Source organism: Rhodonellum sp. (assembly GCF_030656585.1).
Classification (GTDB): Bacteria; Bacteroidota; Bacteroidia; order Cytophagales; family Cyclobacteriaceae; genus Rhodonellum; species Rhodonellum psychrophilum.
Genome location: NZ_JAUSPP010000016.1, coordinates 48,614 through 70,104 on the forward strand (window position 1 = coordinate 48,614; position 21,491 = coordinate 70,104).

Genomic DNA, 21,491 nt, shown 5'->3' on the forward strand with positions numbered 1-21,491 from the left:
ATTTTAGGCGAACAGTGATTATTAGGTCATTTTAGGTTGGTACAGATAGAGTGAGGCTAAAAGTCAATTAAATTTTCTACGCTATAAGATTAATGTAATCCAAAATAATTATTTTTAAGATTTATATCAAAAAGATGGAAATGAAGCCGGTTACGCTGACTAACAAAAAAAATCCTGTGAAAGCAGGATTTTTTTTGTTAGTCAGCGATAGATGGACCTAAATATCGTATCCCCTACAGTTGGTCTATAATGACTCGACTCATAATAATTTGTAATCTCATCGGTTATGTTATTTTTTCCTGAAAAATCATAAAGATTTTCTCCAAAATATGATTCCAGAATCTTTTGGTCTTCTGGATGGAACTTGATTTGGTCGTACAAGGGACTGATGACCACTTTGTAATTGGTTTTGTGTTTGTCTAAGAGTTGTTTGATTTCGAAAAGTAATTTTTTGTGGACATCATTGATTTGTTTCACGGTGTCTATAAACTGATTTTCTGATCTCTGGTAAAAAACATCTTTCCTTTTTTCATAATAAGCCACTTGGTTCAACGCCAATTCATGATTTTGATCTTCAATTGTCATTTTATTGTTGACTTTATCGTAGGTAATCGCCCTGTTTTCCAAATAATCCAACATATAGGGTTTGAATTTTCCCGTTAGTTTAAAATCATAAAAACTCAAAAGAAAACCTGGATTGGCATAAGCCTGGAGAAAAGTTAGTTGAAATGGAAGGAAATATTCCCCCGAAATTTCAGGATGTTTGATGTATAAATGCCCCTCATGGTTTGCTGACCGTTGGAATGAAACATCCAGGCAAATAATAATCAATACATTTTCTATTTTCAACTCAAGCTGATCAATGAGTTTGATTTTTTTGTTAATCCCATAAATGGATTCACCGGAGGCATCAAATATAAAGGGCCGGCTTCCCTCGGGCAAATACTTCACCCATGATTCAGGTCTGAATGCCAATGTCCGCGAGCTTCCAAAAACGAATGAATTGAAATCGTATTGCTGATAATTGTTGAGAAATATCTCTGTGGAAATGTAATCTCTATTTGGCAATACATCTGGAAAGGAAAAGTTGTCATAAGTGCGCAAAACCTTAAAAGGGTCAAAAATAAAATAACCAAAAAGCAATAACCAAACGGGAAGGCTTCCAACCAATAAAAACACAAACACTTTTTTTAGGAATGATTTCATACTCAGAATTGGAAATAAATAAATTCCTGCTCTTGACCAGAGAAGAGAAATATAGCGAGAATGATGCTATAATAAAAAGTGAGGCGTAATTTTTTAGGCCATCTAAAACCCATGATAGCAATCGCATATTGCTGTTCTCGGCCCAACCATTCTATAAGCGTAAAAATTAAAATCAAGAGGAATGTAGTTTTAGGGAGATGATCTGGAAAGGAAAACAATGAACGTGAAAATATCGTACCCAAATAATTCCAAGCGTGTGCAATGTTATCGGCTCTAAATATTATCCAGGCCAAAACAGTCAATCCAAAAGTATAGGTCATTTTCAGAAGTTCGTTCGCTGTGGGTAGGTTTTTCCCGATAGCGACAATGTCGATATTTGCCCTGTTTTTGTTTGAAAGCAATAAGGGGAGGAAGTAGAGGGCGTTCAATGCTCCCCAAACGACAAATGTCCAATTTGCACCATGCCAGAAACCACTTACGATAAAGATGATGAAGGTGTTTCTAACTTTCATCCATGTACCGCCTTTGCTTCCACCTAAGGGAATGTACAGGTAGTCCCTGAACCATGTGGAGAGTGAAATATGCCACCTTCTCCAAAATTCGGCTATGTCCCTCGAGAAATATGGAAATGCAAAATTCCGCATCAAATCAAACCCAAACAAGCGAGAGGTTCCTATGGCAATATCTGAGTATCCTGAAAAATCACCATAAATCTGAAAAGCGAACAATATTCCCCCAATTACCAAAGTACTTCCAGAGAAATTTTCAGAATTATTGAAAATTATATTTGCTGACTCTGCGCAGTTATCCGCAATTACTATTTTTTTAAACAGGCCCCATAAAATCTGTCTGAGCCCATCTACCGCTTTTTGCTTGTCAAAGGTCCTTTTGTTGTAAAACTGAGGAAGCAAATTCGAAGCTCTTTCAATGGGACCAGCCACCAGTTGCGGGAAGAAGCTGACAAAGGCTGAAAACGCAACAAAATCCTTTGTGGCATCGATCTTCTTTTTATACACATCAATGGTATAGCTTAGTGTCTGGAAAGTATAAAAACTTATTCCAACAGGCAAAATGATGTTTAAACTTGATCCTGATATTTCACCCCCAAAAAATGAAAATGCTGTAGTGAAATTATCAATGAAAAAATTGAAATACTTGAAAAAACCCAAAAAACCCAGATTGATGCAGATGCTGATCCAAAGTAGCATCTTCCGTTTTTTCTCATTGGTTTCATTTGACAAGGAGATACCGATCAAGTAATCTACCACAGTTGAAAACATGATCAAAAACAAAAATCTCCAGTCCCACCAACCGTAAAACATGTAGCTAGCCGCTACAATCAATAAATTTTGTTTTTTAATGCTTTCTTTGGTTGCGAACCAATATAGGAGGAAAACCAAAGGTAAAAATATGGCAAAGTCTATTGAATTGAAGAGCATTAACGAGTGCTGATTTTGATTTTCGAGGTGGAAATTTCTTTCAAGATTTTGGCAAAAGTACAAATTAATTGTAATTGTTGTGGTGTTAATTTAAACATTGGACTTTTCTTCCAAAATAGAAAGGAAAATAATATTGGATAGGTTTGCGTCCCAAAATATTTTTTTGAGTTAGTTCTTCAAATCATTTCAGGATTTCAAATGCAAGCAAAAGCTTTCTATAGGGGATTGGTTTTAACCGAAAACCAAGGGTTTCAATCAATTCATTTATCAGGAGATGCCGGAAAAGTGTTCCTTTCGTGGATTTTTGAACAATCAAATATCTTTTTTGATGAATAATATTATTGTGGTTACCTTTGTCCACTTATAACCGATTGATTTATGAAAGTGGTGCGCTTTTTTATTTCAGTTGAATTGGGATTGCCCCAAAATGGTGTTTTTATTAAAATTGATTATCATTTCCGATTAGATTCAATAATTGAAAATTATGCTTCACCTGCTTTGGTTAATACTTCATGTTGGATTCTATTACCTTATACCTGATTTTGGTGCTTCAATAAGTCTATTGCTTTATCTGACCTATGAATTGGTCAAAAATTACACGACTAAAAAGAAATTTCAATACATACATCTTTATTTTTTGGGATTGGTGATCACTGTGGTCGCAAACATCGTGATTATCAATGGATTTAAGTCTGCGGAAGGGTATGAAAGCTATATATATGCCATTCCGGATCTGTTTCCGCTATCCGCGCTAATCTTTGCCATCGGAAACCAATTTTTGGCTTTTGGATATTTCTTAAACACAGATTTCAAGTTTCCGAAAATTTCGGTGAGAACGAAATTGAGTCAAGGTGTTTTAAGCACTATTTTTTGGGTTGGACTAGTCTTTAGTTTTAATAAATTTTGGTTGTTTTTCAGCCTTCCCGGTTCATTTCAGACCATCATAGAATTGTTTCCGATAGTAGGGATTTTTATCTTGGGGAGGTATGCTGGAAAATTTCAGAAAAAGACTTTGTACACCCAATCCTTGGTCTTGACAGTTGCCACAGCATTCAATGCCTTGCTTTTTTCTTATCTGAGGTTGGAAATCGTATTGCCAATTTTGGTTTTTATCCTAAGTTATTTTCTGGGGGCTGGAAGTTTAAAAACTTTGTTTACGGTAAAATTTGTGCCGGTTATTCTTTTGATCTTGATATTCTATAGCTTTTTTGAAATTTTCGGTGCCAAAAGATCCAATATTTCCAGTGGGATAGACCGATTGTCCCAACTCAATTTTGCAATTGAAGAGGAAAGAAGTTCCAGTTTTGAAGAAGCAAAAACATTGTCTGCTTTTGAAAGGAGTTCCAATGTGGCCCAGATTTCAGCAGTCTGCGGATTGGTGGAAAAAAACGGACATTACAATGGATTGGCTTCCACGCCTTTGCTCGTGGCCTTGGTGCCCAGGATTTTTTGGGCAGAAAAACCCGTCATTGCTTTGGGCGTTTGGTATGCCGTGGAAATCGGTGCCGCAGTGGAAGTGGATGGTTGGTACAATAACTCCATCAATATGACAATACCTGGCCAGCTTTATCTTGATTTTGGTTGGATTGGATTGATTATCGGTTCATTTTTGGTCGGAATGTTCTTGAAATTACTTTGGGATTCAGTAGACTTCTATAAAAGCCAATTCAATATCTTGGGAACATTCTTTGCCGTGTATTTACTCTACACGGCATTTTTAGGGATCGGGGCTGATTTACAGATTTTGATTACCTATTTGGCTCTTTATATTGTGATGTTCCTATTGAGCAAACTCTTCAACAACAAGCATGAAAATTCTTTGCGTAGGCCCTCTTTGGCGAGGAAGTAATGCTGGTGGCCTTTTTAAGGCCATGAGTAGAAAAGGAGCTTTGATAGAAGTGGTGGATGAGTTTTACCACATTCCCTTGAGCGCTAAAATGTTAAAGGCAAAAATCATTTCCAAAGTTTTACGGAGTGTGTATATCGAGGATTTCAATTTTGAAATTCTCAACATGGCAAGGAAATTTGGTCCGGATGCGGTACTGGTTTATAAAGGTGCTTTTGTGAAACCCCAAACCCTACTGGCCTTAAAGGAAATGAAGGTCAAACTTTACAACTTCTATCCAGATGTAAGTTTCCATACTCATGGAGGGCTATTGAAACACACACTGGGTCTTTATGATAAGATTTTCACCACCAAAACATTTGGGATACAGGATTTTGGTGAACAACTCGGGATCAATGACTGCATTTTCATTCCGCACGGCTACGACCCTGAAATACACAAACCCATTCATAGAGAAATGATTCCGAAGGGATTCTTCTGTGACGTGAGTTTCATAGGGACATATTCTCCCAAAAAAGAGAAGATTCTGAGTGCAATTAAGGATAGATTTCCGAATATCGATCTGAAAATATGGGGAACCCAGTGGGAAAAATCCGCAATGCCTCAAATTAAAAATTGCCTGCAAAATCAAGGGATTTTCGGAGATCTGTATGCTGCTGGTATTTGTGCTTCAAAAATAAATTTGGGGATTCTTTCCGAACAGGTAAGGGGTGCTTCATCGGGTGATTTGATCACTTCCCGGACTTTCCATATTCCGGCTGCAGGTGGATTTTTGCTTCATGAAAAAAATAAGGAATCTATTCTTTATTTCCAGGACGCCAAAGAAGCTGGTTTTTTTGAAAACACAGAAGACCTGTTACAGAAAATAGAATACTACCTCAAAGAAGAGCAAGAGCGGATTGAAATTTCGATCGCCGGCATGAAAAGGGCAAACAAAGACCATAGCTTAGATCAAAGGGCCAACAGGGTGCTGGGTCACATGGATTTTATTGGAGCCAATTGAGGAGTTCACTTATTAGCATGATGCGTTTCAATTAAAATTAACCCAATGATTACAGTTTCCCATTTCAACAGGGACCCTAGGCCTTCCAATTATACATTTGAACAACTTTTTGGTGCCATCAGGCTTGAGTTGAGCAAAAACATCCATGTCATCAATCATGACATTCCTGCAGGAATGGGAAGGATTGCATCGGTGAGATGGGCAAAAAAAAATGCCGGTAAAATCAATCACATCACCGGGGATGTTCATTTTTTGTCCTATGGACTTCCGTCCAAGAATACCATATTGACGGTTCATGACTTGGGGTATTACACCACCACTTTGAAGGGCGTCAAAAAAATGATCTATAAGAAGTTTTGGTTGGAGGATCCATTCAAAAAAGTGGATACCATCACAGCCATTTCCCAAGCGACTAAAATCGATATCATGGAGCACTTCCATGTGGCGGAAGAAAAAATCATCATCATTCCAGATCCTCTTTTACCTGGTTTTGAAAGGGAACAACCCAATCAAAATACCAAGCCTGTCATTATGCAGATTGGAAGTGGGGCGAACAAAAACCTTGAAAGATTGATTGATGCGGTTTCTGGATTGGATGTAAAATTGCTTTTGGTGAACAAACTTTTTGACCCAAGGATCAAGGCGAAATTATTGGAATCCAAAGTTGAATTCGAACAAAGGACTGACCTTTCGTTTGAGGAATTGAAATTGGCCTATAAGGATGCAGATATGCTTTTCTTTGCTTCTGAATATGAGGGATTTGGGATGCCGATTATTGAAGCGCAAGCGACTGGTCGCCCAGTAATCACATCCACCATCAGTTGCATGCCAGACGTTGCAGGGGACAACTCAGCGCTTTTTGTAGACCCGCTATCTGTTTCTGAAATCAGAAATGCGATAAATACATTGATTGAAAGTGAGTCCATCAGGAATGGAATTATCCAAAATGGTTTTCAAAACATCCAGAAATATTCCATTGAGAGCATTGCGGCGATGTATGAAAAATTATATCTGAAATATGCAGACTGAGGTATCAAAAATTTTAAGACTATCCTATGGTACTGCTTGACGCATTGTACATCAACAACAGTGGGGGAAGGATCCTGTTGAATGAAATGATCCTCCAATTGCATGATTCTGGCAAACATGTTTTTTATCTTTTGGATAAAAGGGTACGTGGAAGTTATGACTTCTTACCCCATGAAAATGTGATGTACTTGGAAAATTCACTGATCAAAAGGCATAAATTCTATCTCAAAAGAGGAACGGAGTTCAGTACTGTCCTGTGTTTTGGCAATATTCCGCCAAGTATCCGCCTAAAGGCGAAGGTGTATACATATTTTCACAATACCATTTATTTCTATACCTCTAATGCGTTTTCCCCCCGTGTAAAGTGGATGTCACGAATAAAGGCTTTGGTCATCAGGACATTCAAAAACAACACGGACAAATGGTGGGTGCAAACGGATGAGGTCACAAAGCTATTTGGGAAGTTCTGGGGAATTCCATCCAATAAAATCGAGGTGCTTCCCTTTTTCCTTTCTAAAACCGTCGAAAATATCAGTGAAAAGGACAGGGAGAAAAATTCCTTTCTCTTTATCAGTGATGGACACCCCAACAAAATGCACTTACAGCTTTTGGAGGCAATGCAGGAAGTTTATTTGACTTATCCCGACACAAAACTTTACCTGACTATCAGTGCCCAATACCCAGCGCTATTGGCCAAGATAGAAGAATTGAAAAACAATGGACTTGGCGTTGAGAATTTGGGTTGGTGCGATGAAGAGGCTTTGGATAAACTGTACAGAAAATGCGGGTTTTTCATCTTTCCTTCCAATCAGGAAAGCTTTGGTTTGGGCCTGATAGAAGCCTCGCAATATGAAATGAAAATTCTTGCCTCGGATCTTCCTTTTACACATGCGGTTATTTCCCCTTCATTGGTTTTTCAGCCTGAAGACAAAACAGAAATAGCAAAAGCCATGGTCCGAGCCAGGGAAACGGAACTAACCAAGGCAAGGTTATTGATTAGTAGTCAAATCAATCAAATACTAAAAAAACTTATATGATCATCCGCTATTGTGCCGGTAAAATATATTTTCTAAGAAATGGCGCGGATGACCGACGTTGGAAGCCGGAAGAAGCTGTCATGTCCTGAAATAGCTTGACAGTAAAGTCAAACTAAAAACAGGTAAAACTATGACAAAACAGGTTCAAAAAATCAATCGGTACAGTATTGGTTTCAAGAGACAGGTAGTAGAGGAGTACGAATCGGGTTCTTCGGTAACCCACCTCCAAAAGAAGTATGGTATTGGAGGTGCGGATACGGTTCAAAAGTGGGTGAGGTTATTTGGAAAAGATCATTTATTAAACAAGATAGTAAGGATAGAGACCATGGACGAGAAAGACAGGCTTAAGCATCTTGAGGAAGAGAACAGGAAACTGAAGTCAGCACTTGCTGACTCGATTATTGCCAACAAGTGCCTTGAGACCCTTATCAGTGTTGCCAATGAAGAGTATAAGACGGATTTAAAAAAAAACTTTGGCAAAAGAGCGTCGAAAATAGGCCGAAAGGGCTGAGCATTTCCAAGGCATGCTGTTACTTCGGTTACAGCAGAGCGGCCTTCTACAGCTGGGCAAGTGCCAAGATCAGGGAAGACGCAGGCTATGATCTTGTTTTGGATCTTGTGAGAGACCAGAGGAGAATACATCCCAAGATTGGAGGGAGGAAACTTTACCACCTTCTCAAAGAGGACATCGGGAGACTGGGGTTAAAAATGGGCAGGGACAAGTTCTTTAAATTACTGTATTCTGCCGGGCTTTTGATCCAGCGTAAAAGGAAATATGTGGTTACTACACAGTCATTTATGCGCTATAGTCAGTTCAAGGACCATTTTAACGGAAAGGTCTGGACCGCCGCCCACCGGGCATGGGTTTCTGATATTAATTACATCCGTGTCGGAGATACTTTCAGATACCTGTTTCTCATAACAGATGCCTACAGCAGAAAGATAGTCGGCTGGTATTTGGGCAACACACTTGAAGCCAAATGGGCTTCTGAGGCCCTGAAGATGGCCATAAGACAGTGTCCTGCTCCCAAGGGACTTGTCCATCATTCCGACCGGGGATTCCAGTATTGCAGCAAGCAGTATACCGCTTTGCTGCAGGAAGCCGGGATCATATCAAGTATGGGGGAAGCGGGTAACTGCTATGACAATGCCATGGCAGAAAGGCTCAACGGCATATTGAAATATGAATATCTCCTGGATGCTACATTCAACAGTCTGAGTGAGGCGTACTCGGCTGTAAAGCATGCAGTGGTAAGCTATAATGAAAAAAGGCCGCACATTTCTCTGGAGATGAAAAAACCAAATGAGGTCCACAAGGGATTATCAGTGTTTTCATCTCTCAAACGCAAAGATAGCACAAGACAGAAACCTGTCAAGGCTATATAAACGTCGCTCCGCTCCGGCCTTGACAGGTTTCCTTACTTGTGCTAAGAAGCATTTAAGAAGATTGAAAACAAAAGAAAAACAATGAAAAAAAGTGTCAAGTAAATTCAGGACGAGACAAGCCTCCGATTAAGGTTTCTGGCAAGGGTTTTCTGAATTTTAGCATCTAACGACAATATTGCCGATATACATAAAAACCAAATTGTTTTCCTATAAACGAAACTCTTAAATTCAAATAAATTTTTCTCCTTAATTTTAGACTGTTTCCTATGAGAATTTTGACAACTGCCTTTTTAAGAAAAATGGTGATGGATGTTTCCGGGTATTATATCTATAAGATTAAAGATTTGCCCATTGGAACGGATATATGGATTGACCTAAAACATAAGATCAATATACCATTGAAAACGGTTTTTGATGTCGGTGCCAATGTCGGTTCCTTCTCCGGCGAAATATTAAAAAATAATCCAGACGCAAATATTTCCGCATTTGAACCCGTGAAATCCACTTATGATAAATTAGTCAATAATAAAGGGGATTTCAGCAATATGTCTTTCCACCAGATTGCGATGGGAAATACAGAAGAGAAAGTTTTTATCAATATTTATGATGAAAAAAATTCGGTCTTGAATTCCCTAAATCCTCACGCCATGAGTAAGGAAAGCGAGAAAAGAGAGGAGATAGAGGTTCAGCGTGGAGATGATTTTTGTAGCCGAAATAATATTGGACACATAAATCTCCTGAAAATTGACACCGAAGGTTTTGAACTCAATGTATTGTTAGGCTTTACAAACATGCTGAATTCAAAAAGTATTGATTTGATTTATCTGGAAACAGGGTTTGATTTGAAAAATACGAGGAATACCTATTTTTCAAACATCCTTGATGTTTTAACCAAACAAGGGTATCAGTTATTTGGACTGTACGAGGTGAGCAATTGGTCAATTTCCATTGGTGAAAATTATGGAAACGCACTGTTCATTCGTTCTGATATCACAAAAAAATGGGGATTTGTCAAACGATAAAGCTTGCGCAAGGAGTGGGGAAAAGCGATCATTCATAAAACTCAGAATAATTAAATAATGGAAATTGGTTACGCATCGAAATTGTACGCGGGGATTCCTGGTCCCACACCCATCCAGGATGAAATTCTGCTTGAGTCGGTGCATTATCTTGCCGTAAGGCCGAATGGGAATAATGGTTTGGTTTATGAACAGGGGAAAAGCGGTGCCCAAAAAATCCTGAATTACGCAAAGGTGTATCGTCCCATTGATTTGGTCAGGAAAGTCCTTTCCAGACAGAAAATCGAAAGAATCAGAAACGATAAATGGTTGGTTTGTGGAATCGGAAAAGATGTCAACAATGCCTATCATTGTTTTGTACATCCTTCTGCCCAATATTTTCAGAGCCAATTGGCAGTTCCTGCCTGCTGGACCAAAAGGGTAGAACACAAAGGGGATGAGCAGCTTTGGGGCCAACTTCCCACTGGGAAAGAAAGCATTGACCTATTGGAGGAAATCGCAGAAATGATGCCTCCGATTTCCGGTGCAAAATACTCTGAGGATTTGGTGGATCTGAATCCGATCATCGGATTTTTGGCCGAATTGCGGAAGGGGATGTCTCCGGTTTCTACGGTATTTCCGGATCGGGAGGAAATCGCCCCTACGGATAGCCAACCTTCCAATGGTCAAATTGGAGCGGTCTTGTTTGGTTACGGCAATTATGCCAGAACCATTACACTACCTTTTTTGAAACCTTTTGTCCATCTGCACAAGATCCATGAAATTGACAGTTCATTGTTGATCGAGGCAGGTGGTTTGCCCAAATCCACCAATCCCAAAGCGGATAAAGAGGATGCGAAATATCCAGTTTGGCTGATTGCAGGGTTTCACCATACGCATGCAGGATTGGCTATCGATGCCTTGAAGGCTGGAGCCATCCCAGTAATCGAAAAACCCATTGCGACCAATTTGGAGGATTTTGAAGCATTCAAAAAAACAGCTACTGAGACAGGAAGTCCTTTTTTCCAATGTTTTCAAAAAAGGTATCAGGTTTTCAATTCCTACACTTTTGAAGATCTGGAAGTGACAAAAGGAGATCCAATCCATTACAAAGCAACTGTTTTTGAGATTCCGCTTCACAAACAGCATTGGTACAATTGGCCCGTTTCAGGAAGTCGGATTATTTCAAATGGTTGCCATTGGATCGATCAGTTTTTGTTTTTGAACAATTATGTGCCTTTCACAAAATTTGAAACCAAAAGACTGAACGATCAGGAATTGTTACTCTTGATTGAATTGGAGAATGGTGCGAATGCCGTCATTACCCTTTCAGATATTGGCCCAAATAGGATTGGAATGCGGGAATATGTAGAGTTGTCGGTGCCTGACAGGAGAGTAACCATCATCGACTCCATGAAGTATTCCAGCGAATCGAGCGTCAAAACAATCAGAACCAAAAATACAGATAAATTGCACTACCTCAGGTTGATGTACCAGGAGATAGGATATAAAATTAAAATGGGTGAGCAGGGTGATTCCATCCAAAGCCTGCTTTCCACTGAACTGGCCATTAAAATGGAGGAACAATTCCAATCCTTGTAAAAGGATAAGATTCATTACTTTTCAAAGAAATTTATGAGACAGATTATACAATCCTTTAAGACAGGACAAACAATTTTGGAAGAACTGCCTGCACCAATGGTGTCGCGGGGAGCTTTATTGATCAAAACCTCGCATTCACTGGTTTCCTTGGGTACCGAAAGAATGTTGGTGGAATTTGGCAAGGCAAACCTGATTCAAAAGGCAAGACAACAACCCGACAAAGTAAAAATGGTGTTGGACAAAATCCAAGCGGAGGGGCTCATCCCTACCTTGGAAACCGTTTTCAGCAAATTGGAACAACCGCTACCATTGGGGTATTGCAATGTAGGGACAGTGGTGGCAGTAGGAGAGGGCGTGAGTGGATTTGCCGTAGGTGACCGCGTAGCTTCCAATGGACCCCATGCTGAATATGTAAATGTCCCCCAAAATCTTGTCGCCAAAATCCCCGACAATGTAAGCCAGGAAGAGGCCGTTTTTACAGTGATATCGGCTATCGGCCTTCAGGGCATTCGTCTTTGCAATCCCACCTTCGGGGAAACCATCGTGGTGACTGGATTGGGTTTGATAGGCTTGTTGACGGCACAGATGCTCGTGGCCAATGGCTGTAGGGTGATTGGAATTGACATTGATGCTGCCAAATGTGCGCTCGCTTCCTCATGGGGTATTGAAACCATCAATCCTGCGAAGGGAGGTGATCCTGTTCAGGATGTAATGGCGAAAACCGGTGGGATAGGAGCAGATGGAGTGATCATTACAGCTTCTGCCAAAACCAACAGTATCATCGCAGATGCTGCCAAAATGAGCAGAAAAAGAGGACGGATCATCTTGGTTGGCGTGATTGGTTTGGATTTGTCCAGAGCAGATTTTTATGAAAAAGAACTTTCATTTCAGGTTTCATGCTCCTATGGACCGGGAAGGTATGATGAAAATTATGAACAAAAAGGGGTCGATTATCCGCTTGCCTTTGTAAGATGGACAGAAAAAAGAAATTTTGAAGCCATCCTTCAGGCCATCAGCATGCAAAGGCTGAAGGTGAAGGAATTGATTTCAGAAGTCATCGACTTGGCGGATTTTCAAAAAGTATATGGGGAAATCGGTTCAAGCAAATCCATTGCCTCTATCCTCAAATACCCATCAGGTGACGATTTGGGCGCTGAGACAGTCCGAAATGCAAAGCATACCCTTCTTTTGGAAGAAAAAAATTACAAGGGATCAAAAGGCGTTTTGGGGATTATCGGAGCCGGTAATTTCACGAAAATGACCATGCTGCCTGCGTTGAAAGGTGGCAAGGCACATTTTAAATTTATCGCTTCTTCCGGTGGCTTGACCGGAACCCAGTTGGCCAAAAAATACGGGTTTTCCCACAGTACCACGGATTATACCGAGATCCTTAAGGATTCCGAAGTGGATGCCGTGATCATCACTACGCGCCACAACTCCCACTCCAAATTCGTGATGGAAGCCTTGACAGCCAAAAAACATGTGTTTGTGGAGAAGCCTCTGGCCATCAATGCCGAACAATTGAAGGCCGTCATCGGAGCATATGAAAATCAAGTAAGTGATAATCCTGAAAACAAGGCTTCCGTTATGGTGGGCTTCAACAGGCGGTTTTCGCCACACATTGAAGCCATCAAAAATTCCCTTGGAAATACCCCTGGGCCCATTAATTTGGTTGCAACCATGAATGCAGGATTTATTCCTGCCAATGTCTGGGTCCATGACATGCAGGTGGGAGGCGGAAGAATCATCGGTGAAGCCTGTCATTACCTAGACCTTTGTGTTTTCCTGACAGGATCCACCATTGCTTCCGTTTGCATGAATGCGATGGGAGAAACGCCATTGGAAAATACCGACAATGCCAGTATTTTAGTGAAATTCCACAATGGCAGCAATGCGGTGATCAACTATTTCTCCAATGGCTCCAAGGCATACAGCAAGGAACGTGTGGAAGTGTACAGCAAAGAAAAAACATGGGTGATGGACAATTTCCGAACCACCGAGGCATTTGGGGTGAAGGGATTCAAAAACCTGAAAACCAAAATCGACAAAGGCCACAAAAACCAATTTACCCAATACGTGGATTTTCTTCAGAATGGCGGCAAACCTCTTATTTCCTGGGCGGATCTTGTCAATGTTTCTGAAGCGTCTTTGGCAGCGATTGCAAGTCTGAAATCCGGAAATTGGGTAAACATTGCGTCTAAAACCAATAATTCTGAATCTTGAATTTACTCAAAAAGCTAAATCTAGGTTTCCAGTTTTTGGGGAACATGGGTCCGCGATACGTGGGCTACAGGGTTAAACATGAGTTGGAAAAGAGGACCGGAAGCCTTCTTGCAAAGCATCCTGTCAAACCGCCTGTCCAATCCTGGATATCTCTGGCAGATTGGCAAGGAAGCAGCCCGGCTTTTTTCTTCGAAAGCAGAAATGGGCTGGGGCATTCCAAAAAGCAATCAGGAAATCTGGAGCAAAATGCCCACAATATACTGTCTGGAAAAATCCAGTTTTTCAGTGATGAATGGATGGATCTTGGAAAATCGTACGACTGGGTGACCAATCCCACGACAGGCTACCGCTATGATGTCACCAAACATTGGTCCCAGATTCAGGATTTAAACCCTGAGCAGGGGGATATCAAATACGTATGGGAAAAATCCCGGTTTACGTATCTCCTGACCATTCTCCGCTATGACCACCATTTTGACCAAGACAATTCCGCTTTTGTATTCAGCCAAATAGAAGATTGGATTGATCACAATCCAATCAACCAAGGGCCAAATTGGCGCTGTAGCCAGGAGATTTCCCTCCGCTTGATCAACTGGATGTATGCACTTTATTTCTACAAGGATTCACCAGAGTTAACTGCGGAAAGATGGGGGAAAATACAGCAGATCATCTATTGGTCCCTGCAACATGTGTATCAGCACATTGATTTTTCAAGGATAGCCGTCCGAAACAACCACGCCATCACGGAGACCTTGATGCTGACGGTTTCGGAGCTCTTGTTTCCCTTTATTCCCGAAACCAAATTGTGGTCTCAAAAGGGGAGGGAATGGTTTGAGACGGAAATCAATTATCAAATTTATGAAGACGGGACATTTTTGCAGTTCAGCATGAATTACCATCGGGTAGTCGTCCAACTCTTGAGTTTCGGCTTGGGAATCACTGAAATCCATCAGAAACCCTTTTCCAAAGAAGTATATGAGAAGGCATTGGCTTCAGTGAATTTTCTTTTTCAGTGCCAAAATGAGGGAAATGGCTGGCTTCCCAATTATGGCGCCAATGACGGAGCCCTATTCTTCCCCCTTTCCGAGCAGCATTACAGGGATTATAGGCCACAATTGAGTTGCCTTTACCGAATGATTACCAAAGGAAAACTTTATTCTCAAGGGGATTTGGAAGAGGAAAATTGGATCAAAAACACAAGAACAGAATGCCTGTACTCCTTCCCGAAAATTGAGAAAAAACAGGGTTTGATCGCATTTGAGATTGGAGGGTATTATTTGATCCGGGATGGAGGCACCCTTACTTTTTTGAGGTGTGGCAATCACCGCGATCGACCCCAACAAGCGGATAATCTGCATTTGGATATTTGGGAGAAAACCGATAATATACTGAAAGATGCAGGTTCGTATAAATATAACGCAAATTTAGAAATCCTTCGTTACTTTGTAGGTACGTTGGGTCACAATACAGTCACCTTGAACCGGCATGATCAAATGCTGAAAGGTTCCAGATTTATCTGGTTTTATTGGACGCAAAGAAAAATGGTAAAATTCTATGAAACCGAAAAAAACTATGTGTTTGAAGGAGAAATAACAGCTTATGCCTATCTAAAAAAAGGAATTGTCCACAGACGGAAAGTAACAAAGGAAAAAGGTCAACCGGCTTGGGAAATAGAGGACGAAGTAAGATTTGCACCCCCTGAATCCGTCATGTTTCAACATTGGCATGGTTTGAGCAATGAAGTCCATGAAATTGCGGCCAAGGAAAAGACCGGAAAAAGTGCGGAAATGTTAAATGAGGTGTCTTATTACAGTTCTTCTTATGGGAAATATGAAAAACAAAAAATGATCACGTTTTCCAGCAATACCCACTTTCTTAAAACGATATTACAAATAAAGTAGAAATGAATATTATTTTAATACACCAATATTTCCTTGAAGAAAACGACCCAGGTGGGTCAAGATTCAATGAAATGGCACAAACATGGATAGATAACGGACATCAGGTAACCGTAATTGCAGGAATGGTCCATTACAATGCCTCCAACAAAAAAGAGGAATACAAAGGAAGATGGATTTCAAAAAAGAAGCAGGGTGAAGTGACCGTGATCCGAACCCATGTCTCCGAATCCTACAATTCCAATTTCATTGGAAGACTCTGGGGATATCTTTCTTTCATGTTTTCTTCTCTTTACGCAGGTTTGTTCTTTGCAAAAGAAAAATATGACGTCGTATTGGTTACCTCTCCTCCATTGTTTGTGGGATTTTCTGGCTACCTCATCAGTAGGTTTAAAAGGATACCACTGGTTTTCGAAGTGCGGGATCTGTGGCCTGAATCCGCAATCGATACGGGTGTATTGCAAAATGGACCAATCATCAAGATGGCATTTTGGTTCGAAGGATTCATCTACAAAAAAGCAAATCTGATCAATGTATTGACACCCGCATTCAGGGATAAATTGATATTGGAAAAAGGCGTTCCTTCCGAAAAAGTGATCATGATCCCAAATGGGGCTGATTTCAGGATGTCGGATGAACTGTTGCATAATTTTGATGCGGAAAGTCTAAGACAAGAACTCAATTGGCAGGATAATTTTGTGATTACCTATGTCGGTGCCCATGGGGTGGCCAATCACTTGGAGCAACTTTTTGACGCTGCAGAATTGTTGAAAGAAACCAATGTACTGTTTGTCCTGATTGGAATGGGCATGAGGAAACCCTTTTTGATCGAAGAATGTGAAAGAAGGGAATTGAAAAATGTCATCTTTTTCGACCCGGTTCCAAAGGTTGAAATATTCAAATATATTCTGGCTTCAGACATGGGAGCCAGTGTTTTGAAAAACGTGGATACTTTCAAGACCATTTACTCCAACAAAACCTTTGATTATCTCTCCTGCAAAAAACCCGTTTTGATGGCCATTGATGGCGTGTCCAGGGAATTGATTGAAAAAGCAAAAGCAGGTTCCTATGTGATACCGGAAAATGCCCAATCTTACAGGGAGGTCATTCTAGGCTATCTCAACAATCCGGAGAGGTTGGCAATCGAGGGGGAGAATGGATTGAAATTCGTAAAGGAAAATTTTGATCGGGAAGTCCTTTCCACAAGATACCTTCATTTGATCCAAGAAAAGGTTTTGAATGGAAGACCATGATGTATAAGCATTTTCTTAAATATGTGTTCGATTTTACGGTTGCCTTTTTGATGGTGCTGCTGCTTTCTCCTGTTTTTTTGGTCGTACTGATCTTGTTGACCATCAACAATTCGGGTTCACCTTTCTTTTTCCAAAAAAGGCCAGGACGCAAAGGGAAGATCTTTCATGTGATCAAGTTCAAAACCATGAACGATGCCAGAGACCAAAATGGTGAACTTCTTTCTGATGACAAAAGATTGACACCGGTGGGGAATATTATCCGTAAAACCTCCCTGGACGAGATTCCACAATTGATCAATGTGATCAAAGGGGATATGAGTTTAATTGGACCAAGACCTCTTCTGGTGGAATATTTGGAACTTTATTCTGGATTTCAAGCAAGGAGACATGAGGTAATGCCCGGCATTACGGGCTGGGCGCAGGTCAATGGCCGAAATTTGGTCAATTGGAAAGAACGATTCGAAATGGATGTCTGGTATGTGGAGAATTTAAGTTTTGCGCTGGATTTAAAAATCCTTTTTCTTACCGTTTTCAAGGTTTTCAAAAGTGAGGGAGTATCTGCTGCGTCCCATGCCACCATGGAAAAATTCAAAGGCAACAAATAATTTATGCTGTATATCTACGGGGCAAGTGGCCATGGTAAAGTGATCTGGTCAATATTAGAAGATCTTGGAATAAAATCTGACGGCTTTATTGATCAGAATCTATCAATCAAACAGTTTACGGGTTTGTCTGTTTTTCATACCGAAGATTCCTTGACTATCGACAACCAATTGTTGATTGGGATTGGAGACAACCAAATCAGAAAAGAACTTTCCGAGAGGCTTGAGACTTCCTATCTTAAAATTATCCATCCCACCGCTTTTTTGTGGAAAGGGGTAGCAATCGACGAGGGAACAGTGGTGATGGCCAACGCTACGATTCAAATCGGCTCCTTTATTGGCAAACATTGCATTATCAATTCTGCTTGCAGCATTGACCACGATTGTCAAATTGAGGATTTTGTCCATATTTCACCTAATGCCACCTTATCCGGAAATGTTACCGTAAAGGAAGGCGCTTGGGTAGGAGCAGGTGCCACCGTTATTCAGGGAATCACCATTGGAAAATGGGCTGTGATCGGGGCCGGTGCAGTAGTCATCAAGGATGTTCCAGATGGCGCCACGGTTGTTGGAAATCCAGCAAAAGTGATCAAAACAAATCAAAACATTTAATTGTCAAAAATAATTATGCCTCCAAAAATTTGGCTTTCCTCCCCACATATGGGTGGACAGGAATCTGTGTACGTTCAAGAAGCTTTTGATACCAATTGGATTGCACCCATTGGGCCACACTTGACCCAATTCGAAAACAACCTGAGCAAAATTTCCAATGGATTTCCAGTAGCAGCCCTTTCTTCGGGAACGGCGGCTTTGCACCTTGCCCTGGTGATGCTGAATGTGCAGCCTGGTGATTATGTCATCTGCCAATCCCTGACTTTTGCCGCTTCTGCCAATCCCATCCGCTACCAAGGGGCCGTTCCGGTGTTCGTGGACAGCGAAGAAGATACTTGGAACATGTGCCCAGAGGCTTTGGAAGAAGCGATAAAGGCATGTATGGACGGTTCCGTTGCGGAAGATTTTCCCGCCCATTTAAATTTGGATGCCAAAAAAGGAAAAAAACCCAAGGCCATCATCCCGGTTCACCTGTATGGCATGCCTGCCAAAATGGACCAAATCATGGAGATTGCCAACAGATATGGTATCCCAGTGGTGGAAGATGCTGCAGAAGCTTTGGGGTCAAATCTAAATGGACAAGCCTGTGGTACCTTTGGGGAATTTGGGGTCTATTCCTTCAATGGCAATAAAATCATCACCACGAGTGGAGGGGGGGCATTGTTGGGACCTGAAGTGAATTGGATTGATCGGGCCCGATATTTGGCTACACAAGCCAGAACTCCCGCAGCGCATTACCAGCACGTGGATATCGGTTACAATTACCGATTGAGCAATGTCTCCGCTGCCATTGGCTTGGGACAGTTGGAGGTGCTATCAGAAAGGGTGGCACAAAGAAGGGAGAATTTCAGTTTTTACAGGCAGGAACTTACAGTGATTCCAGGGATCAGCATGCTGCCGGAACTTGAAGGATATTATGCCAATAGATGGCTTTCTGCCATCACCGTGGATCCTTCCCAAACCCATGGCAAAACAAGGGAAACCATTCGGCTGGCATTGGAAGAGGAAAATATTGAAAGCAGACCGATTTGGAAACCAATGCACCTGCAACCTGTATTTGAGAATTATCCCTATTATGGAGCCAAAAGAGTTTCTGAAAAAATATTTGAAGACGGCTTGTGCCTTCCAAGTGGATCTAATTTGGAGAAATCTGATTTGGTAAAAACCGTAGAAATGATCAAACAGCTTCTCGGTTAAACCGAAAAGCTGTTGATGATTTCCACTACTTTTTGAACTTCTTTTTGAGTAAGGACCGGACTGATCGGCAAACTCAATACTTCTTCATGTATTTTTTCAGTAATAGGAAGATGCATCGCATTCATATCCTTGTAAGCCTCCTGCTTGTGTGGAGGAATCGGGTAATGAATGAGCGTCTGTATTCCGTTTTCGCTGAGGTAATTTTGCAGTGCGTTTCTATTGCTTGTCCGGATGACAAACAGATGCCAAACATGTGAATCATTGGTGCGTGCAGGTCCTTCAATAAAGGGAAGAATAACCTCAGGATTTTGAATGTTTTCCAAATAATAAGCAGCCACTTCCCTTCTTTTTTGGTTTTCCTCGTCCATTCGGACCAGCTTGGTTCTTAAAACCGCAGCCTGGATTTCATCCAATCGGGAGTTCAGTCCCTGGTAGGTATTCACATATTTTTTGTTGGAACCATAGTTGGCCAATGCGCGAATCACGGATGCCAGTTCATCATCGTTGGTCGTCACCGCCCCACCGTCTCCCAAAGCGCCAAGATTTTTACCAGGATAGAAACTGTGTCCCGCAGCATCGCCCAAATTCCCGGTCCGTCTTGTTCCGGAATAGGCTCCAATGGCTTGGGCATTGTCCTCGATCAACTTCAAATTGTATTTATCCGCGAATTCCTGCAATTGATCATTCATAGCATTTTGGCCATACAAATGAACCATCATGATCGCTTTCGTTCGATCGGTGATCTTTTCTTCAATGCGCGAAGTGTCGATGTTGTAGGAAAGAAGATCCGGTTCCACCAAGACTGGGACTAGCCTGTTGTCTGTGATGGCCAAAAGCGAGGCGATGTAAGTATTAGCGGGAACGATGATTTCATCCCCTTCCTGCATGAAACCCATTTCCAGATAAGCTTTGAGAATCAATCTCAAAGCATCCAATCCATTGGCGACACCGATACAATGTTTTGCGCCGGTATAAGCCGCATATTCCGCTTCGAATGCACTGGTTTCAGTTCCCAAAAGATACCATCCAGCATCCAATACGCGTTTGATGGATTGAGACAATTCCGGTTCAAAACTATCATTGATAGCTTTGAGATCTAAAAAACTGATTGTTTGATTTGCCGACATATAAATTAAAAGCGTTTTTCTTCAAGAATTTTTCAAGCACTACTACTACTACTACTACTATCACTACAATCGGCCCCCAAAATTAAGCCATCCTAACCCATCTCCCGTTTCCCACTTCCATCTCCCACTTCCGTCCCTCTCTCTACCCCTTCAATTTCCTAAACTCCTCATAATCCCTGATATAATCGTCCTCTGAATACTTCATGGAGGCCAAAACCAAACAAACGGATCCGGACGAAAATTCAAACAATTCCCTCCAAATGCCCGGAACTACCAAAAGGCCGAAATCTGGCCGGTTCAATCTCACGATTTTCTTGTTGTGTCCGTCGTTGAGCATGACTTCGAAGCTGCCGGAAGCGGCCACGATAAGTTGAAATAGGCCATGGTGCGCATGACCGCCCCTCTCTTCCCCACCGGGAATATCATAGAGATAATAGACCCTTTTGATGTCAAATGGAATAGAAGTTTCCCCTTCTACCACGGTAATGTTTCCAGCCCGATTATGGATTTTGTTCAGGGGAACAATCGAGCAATCGTATACGCTGTAATGCTTCATAATCCTTTGTATTTTAAAAAGTCCCCATATTCCCGTATATAATCTTCCACGGAGAATTTGGTGGAACTCAAAACGATCGCGAGGGAGTTGGTGGAAAAATTTTCCATTTGTCTCCAGATTCCCGAAGGAACATACAGTCCATAGTAGGATCTGTTGAGGGAAATTGTTTTCTGCTCCTTCCCGTCGTCGACCACGATATCAAAGCTTCCGGAGATGGCCACGATCAATTCCTGTTGCGCTTTGAAGGAATGGCTTCCCCTGACTTGTCCACCAGGGACGTCGTAAATCCAATAGGTACGTTCGATCTTAAAAGGCACATGCAATTCTTCCTCAATAAAGGACAGGTTTCCCCTGGGATCTTCAAATTTGGGAAGATCAATGATTTCAACTTGATGGATATTGGTAAGTTTTCCCATGATAGGCAATAAATCAATACATTAGGGGTGATCTGATGGAGGATTGAAAATAGTTTGGTTC

Annotated in this window: 19 protein-coding genes; 14 read left to right on the forward strand and 5 right to left on the reverse strand. The window is 41.2% G+C overall.

Annotated features, from left to right (window positions below):
* Positions 1 to 201: 201 nt before the first annotated feature.
* On the reverse strand, positions 202 to 1,206 hold the full coding sequence (locus Q7J63_RS03050; RefSeq protein ID WP_304883914.1) for a hypothetical protein: 1,005 nt from the start codon (positions 1,204 to 1,206) through the stop codon (positions 202 to 204).
* A 2-nt stretch (positions 1,207 to 1,208) separates the two neighbouring features.
* Complete coding sequence (locus Q7J63_RS03055) at positions 1,209 to 2,645, reverse strand: MBOAT family protein (protein WP_304883915.1); 1,437 nt, start codon at positions 2,643 to 2,645, stop codon at positions 1,209 to 1,211.
* A 484-nt stretch (positions 2,646 to 3,129) separates the two neighbouring features.
* Between Q7J63_RS03055 and Q7J63_RS03060 the strand changes: the two genes are divergently transcribed.
* The 14 genes from Q7J63_RS03060 (at position 3,130) to Q7J63_RS03125 (ending at position 19,331) form a co-directional block, all read left to right on the forward strand.
* On the forward strand, positions 3,130 to 4,494 hold the full coding sequence (locus Q7J63_RS03060) for a hypothetical protein (RefSeq protein ID WP_304883916.1): 1,365 nt from the start codon (positions 3,130 to 3,132) through the stop codon (positions 4,492 to 4,494).
* Complete coding sequence (locus Q7J63_RS03065; protein ID WP_304883917.1) at positions 4,454 to 5,494, forward strand: glycosyltransferase; 1,041 nt, start codon at positions 4,454 to 4,456, stop codon at positions 5,492 to 5,494. Before Q7J63_RS03060 ends, Q7J63_RS03065 begins: the two co-directional genes overlap by 41 nt.
* Positions 5,495 to 5,539: 45 nt before the next feature.
* Entirely contained in the window at positions 5,540 to 6,523 is a 984-nt protein-coding gene (locus Q7J63_RS03070) for a glycosyltransferase family 1 protein (RefSeq protein ID WP_304883918.1), read from the forward strand.
* A 26-nt stretch (positions 6,524 to 6,549) separates the two neighbouring features.
* Positions 6,550 to 7,560: a glycosyltransferase gene (locus Q7J63_RS03075; RefSeq protein WP_304883919.1), complete on the forward strand. Its 1,011-nt coding sequence runs from the start codon at positions 6,550 to 6,552 to the stop codon at positions 7,558 to 7,560.
* A gap of 130 nt (positions 7,561 to 7,690) precedes the next feature.
* On the forward strand, positions 7,691 to 8,071 hold the full coding sequence (locus Q7J63_RS03080) for a transposase (protein WP_304883920.1): 381 nt from the start codon (positions 7,691 to 7,693) through the stop codon (positions 8,069 to 8,071).
* Positions 8,072 to 8,073: 2 nt separating this feature from the next.
* The gene (locus Q7J63_RS03085; protein ID WP_304883934.1) at positions 8,074 to 8,946 is read left to right on the forward strand and encodes an IS3 family transposase; all 873 of its coding nucleotides are present in this window, start codon (positions 8,074 to 8,076) and stop codon (positions 8,944 to 8,946) included.
* A 266-nt stretch (positions 8,947 to 9,212) separates the two neighbouring features.
* Positions 9,213 to 9,968 carry an FkbM family methyltransferase gene (locus Q7J63_RS03090; protein ID WP_304883921.1) on the forward strand — a complete coding sequence of 252 codons (756 nt, stop codon included), beginning with the start codon at positions 9,213 to 9,215 and terminating at the stop codon, positions 9,966 to 9,968.
* A 57-nt stretch (positions 9,969 to 10,025) separates the two neighbouring features.
* Complete coding sequence (locus Q7J63_RS03095) at positions 10,026 to 11,546, forward strand: Gfo/Idh/MocA family oxidoreductase (RefSeq protein ID WP_304883922.1); 1,521 nt, start codon at positions 10,026 to 10,028, stop codon at positions 11,544 to 11,546.
* 33 nt (positions 11,547 to 11,579) lie between these two features.
* Positions 11,580 to 13,769: a bi-domain-containing oxidoreductase gene (locus Q7J63_RS03100; RefSeq protein ID WP_304883923.1), complete on the forward strand. Its 2,190-nt coding sequence runs from the start codon at positions 11,580 to 11,582 to the stop codon at positions 13,767 to 13,769.
* A complete protein-coding gene (locus Q7J63_RS03105) occupies positions 13,766 to 15,670 on the forward strand; it encodes an alginate lyase family protein (protein ID WP_304883924.1) in 1,905 nt (634 codons plus the stop codon). The genes Q7J63_RS03100 and Q7J63_RS03105 overlap by 4 nt, the downstream gene beginning before the upstream one ends.
* Positions 15,671 to 15,672: 2 nt before the next feature.
* Complete coding sequence (locus Q7J63_RS03110; protein WP_304883925.1) at positions 15,673 to 16,920, forward strand: glycosyltransferase family 4 protein; 1,248 nt, start codon at positions 15,673 to 15,675, stop codon at positions 16,918 to 16,920.
* Positions 16,920 to 17,525: a sugar transferase gene (locus Q7J63_RS03115; protein ID WP_304883935.1), complete on the forward strand. Its 606-nt coding sequence runs from the start codon at positions 16,920 to 16,922 to the stop codon at positions 17,523 to 17,525. The genes Q7J63_RS03110 and Q7J63_RS03115 overlap by 1 nt, the downstream gene beginning before the upstream one ends.
* A 3-nt stretch (positions 17,526 to 17,528) precedes the next feature.
* Positions 17,529 to 18,134 (forward strand): acetyltransferase, encoded by a 606-nt coding sequence (locus tag Q7J63_RS03120; RefSeq protein WP_304883926.1) that lies wholly within the window; start codon positions 17,529 to 17,531, stop codon positions 18,132 to 18,134.
* Between the two features lie 15 nt (positions 18,135 to 18,149).
* The gene (locus Q7J63_RS03125) at positions 18,150 to 19,331 is read left to right on the forward strand and encodes an aminotransferase class I/II-fold pyridoxal phosphate-dependent enzyme (RefSeq protein WP_304883927.1); all 1,182 of its coding nucleotides are present in this window, start codon (positions 18,150 to 18,152) and stop codon (positions 19,329 to 19,331) included.
* Here Q7J63_RS03125 and Q7J63_RS03130 read toward each other — a convergent pair.
* The 3 genes from Q7J63_RS03130 to Q7J63_RS03140 form a co-directional block, all read right to left on the reverse strand.
* Complete coding sequence (locus tag Q7J63_RS03130) at positions 19,328 to 20,458, reverse strand: DegT/DnrJ/EryC1/StrS aminotransferase family protein (RefSeq protein ID WP_304883928.1); 1,131 nt, start codon at positions 20,456 to 20,458, stop codon at positions 19,328 to 19,330. The genes Q7J63_RS03125 and Q7J63_RS03130 overlap by 4 nt on opposite strands.
* Positions 20,459 to 20,600: 142 nt before the next feature.
* Complete coding sequence (locus Q7J63_RS03135) at positions 20,601 to 21,014, reverse strand: FdtA/QdtA family cupin domain-containing protein (protein ID WP_304883929.1); 414 nt, start codon at positions 21,012 to 21,014, stop codon at positions 20,601 to 20,603.
* The gene (locus tag Q7J63_RS03140; RefSeq protein WP_304883930.1) at positions 21,011 to 21,430 is read right to left on the reverse strand and encodes an FdtA/QdtA family cupin domain-containing protein; all 420 of its coding nucleotides are present in this window, start codon (positions 21,428 to 21,430) and stop codon (positions 21,011 to 21,013) included. Before Q7J63_RS03140 ends, Q7J63_RS03135 begins: the two co-directional genes overlap by 4 nt.
* Positions 21,431 to 21,491: the final 61 nt, after the last annotated feature.

Bases quoted from the DNA above. Each gene is read 5' to 3' on its own strand.
- Q7J63_RS03070 (WP_304883918.1), top strand. From the start codon at position 5,540: ATGATTACAGTTTCCCATTTCAACAGGGACCCTAGGCCTTCCAATTAT.
- Q7J63_RS03140 (WP_304883930.1), bottom strand. From the start codon at position 21,430: ATGGGAAAACTTACCAATATCCATCAAGTTGAAATCATTGATCTTCCC.
- Q7J63_RS03120 (WP_304883926.1), top strand. From the start codon at position 17,529: ATGCTGTATATCTACGGGGCAAGTGGCCATGGTAAAGTGATCTGGTCA.
- Q7J63_RS03130 (WP_304883928.1), bottom strand. From the start codon at position 20,458: ATGTCGGCAAATCAAACAATCAGTTTTTTAGATCTCAAAGCTATCAAT.
- Q7J63_RS03125 (WP_304883927.1), top strand. From the start codon at position 18,150: ATGCCTCCAAAAATTTGGCTTTCCTCCCCACATATGGGTGGACAGGAA.
- Q7J63_RS03080 (WP_304883920.1), top strand. From the start codon at position 7,691: ATGACAAAACAGGTTCAAAAAATCAATCGGTACAGTATTGGTTTCAAG.
- Q7J63_RS03055 (WP_304883915.1), bottom strand. From the start codon at position 2,645: ATGCTCTTCAATTCAATAGACTTTGCCATATTTTTACCTTTGGTTTTC.
- Q7J63_RS03110 (WP_304883925.1), top strand. From the start codon at position 15,673: ATGAATATTATTTTAATACACCAATATTTCCTTGAAGAAAACGACCCA.
- Q7J63_RS03100 (WP_304883923.1), top strand. From the start codon at position 11,580: ATGAGACAGATTATACAATCCTTTAAGACAGGACAAACAATTTTGGAA.
- Q7J63_RS03115 (WP_304883935.1), top strand. From the start codon at position 16,920: ATGTATAAGCATTTTCTTAAATATGTGTTCGATTTTACGGTTGCCTTT.
- Q7J63_RS03050 (WP_304883914.1), bottom strand. From the start codon at position 1,206: ATGAAATCATTCCTAAAAAAAGTGTTTGTGTTTTTATTGGTTGGAAGC.
- Q7J63_RS03065 (WP_304883917.1), top strand. From the start codon at position 4,454: ATGAAAATTCTTTGCGTAGGCCCTCTTTGGCGAGGAAGTAATGCTGGT.
- Q7J63_RS03135 (WP_304883929.1), bottom strand. From the start codon at position 21,014: ATGAAGCATTACAGCGTATACGATTGCTCGATTGTTCCCCTGAACAAA.
- Q7J63_RS03090 (WP_304883921.1), top strand. From the start codon at position 9,213: ATGAGAATTTTGACAACTGCCTTTTTAAGAAAAATGGTGATGGATGTT.
- Q7J63_RS03060 (WP_304883916.1), top strand. From the start codon at position 3,130: ATGCTTCACCTGCTTTGGTTAATACTTCATGTTGGATTCTATTACCTT.
- Q7J63_RS03095 (WP_304883922.1), top strand. From the start codon at position 10,026: ATGGAAATTGGTTACGCATCGAAATTGTACGCGGGGATTCCTGGTCCC.
- Q7J63_RS03075 (WP_304883919.1), top strand. From the start codon at position 6,550: ATGGTACTGCTTGACGCATTGTACATCAACAACAGTGGGGGAAGGATC.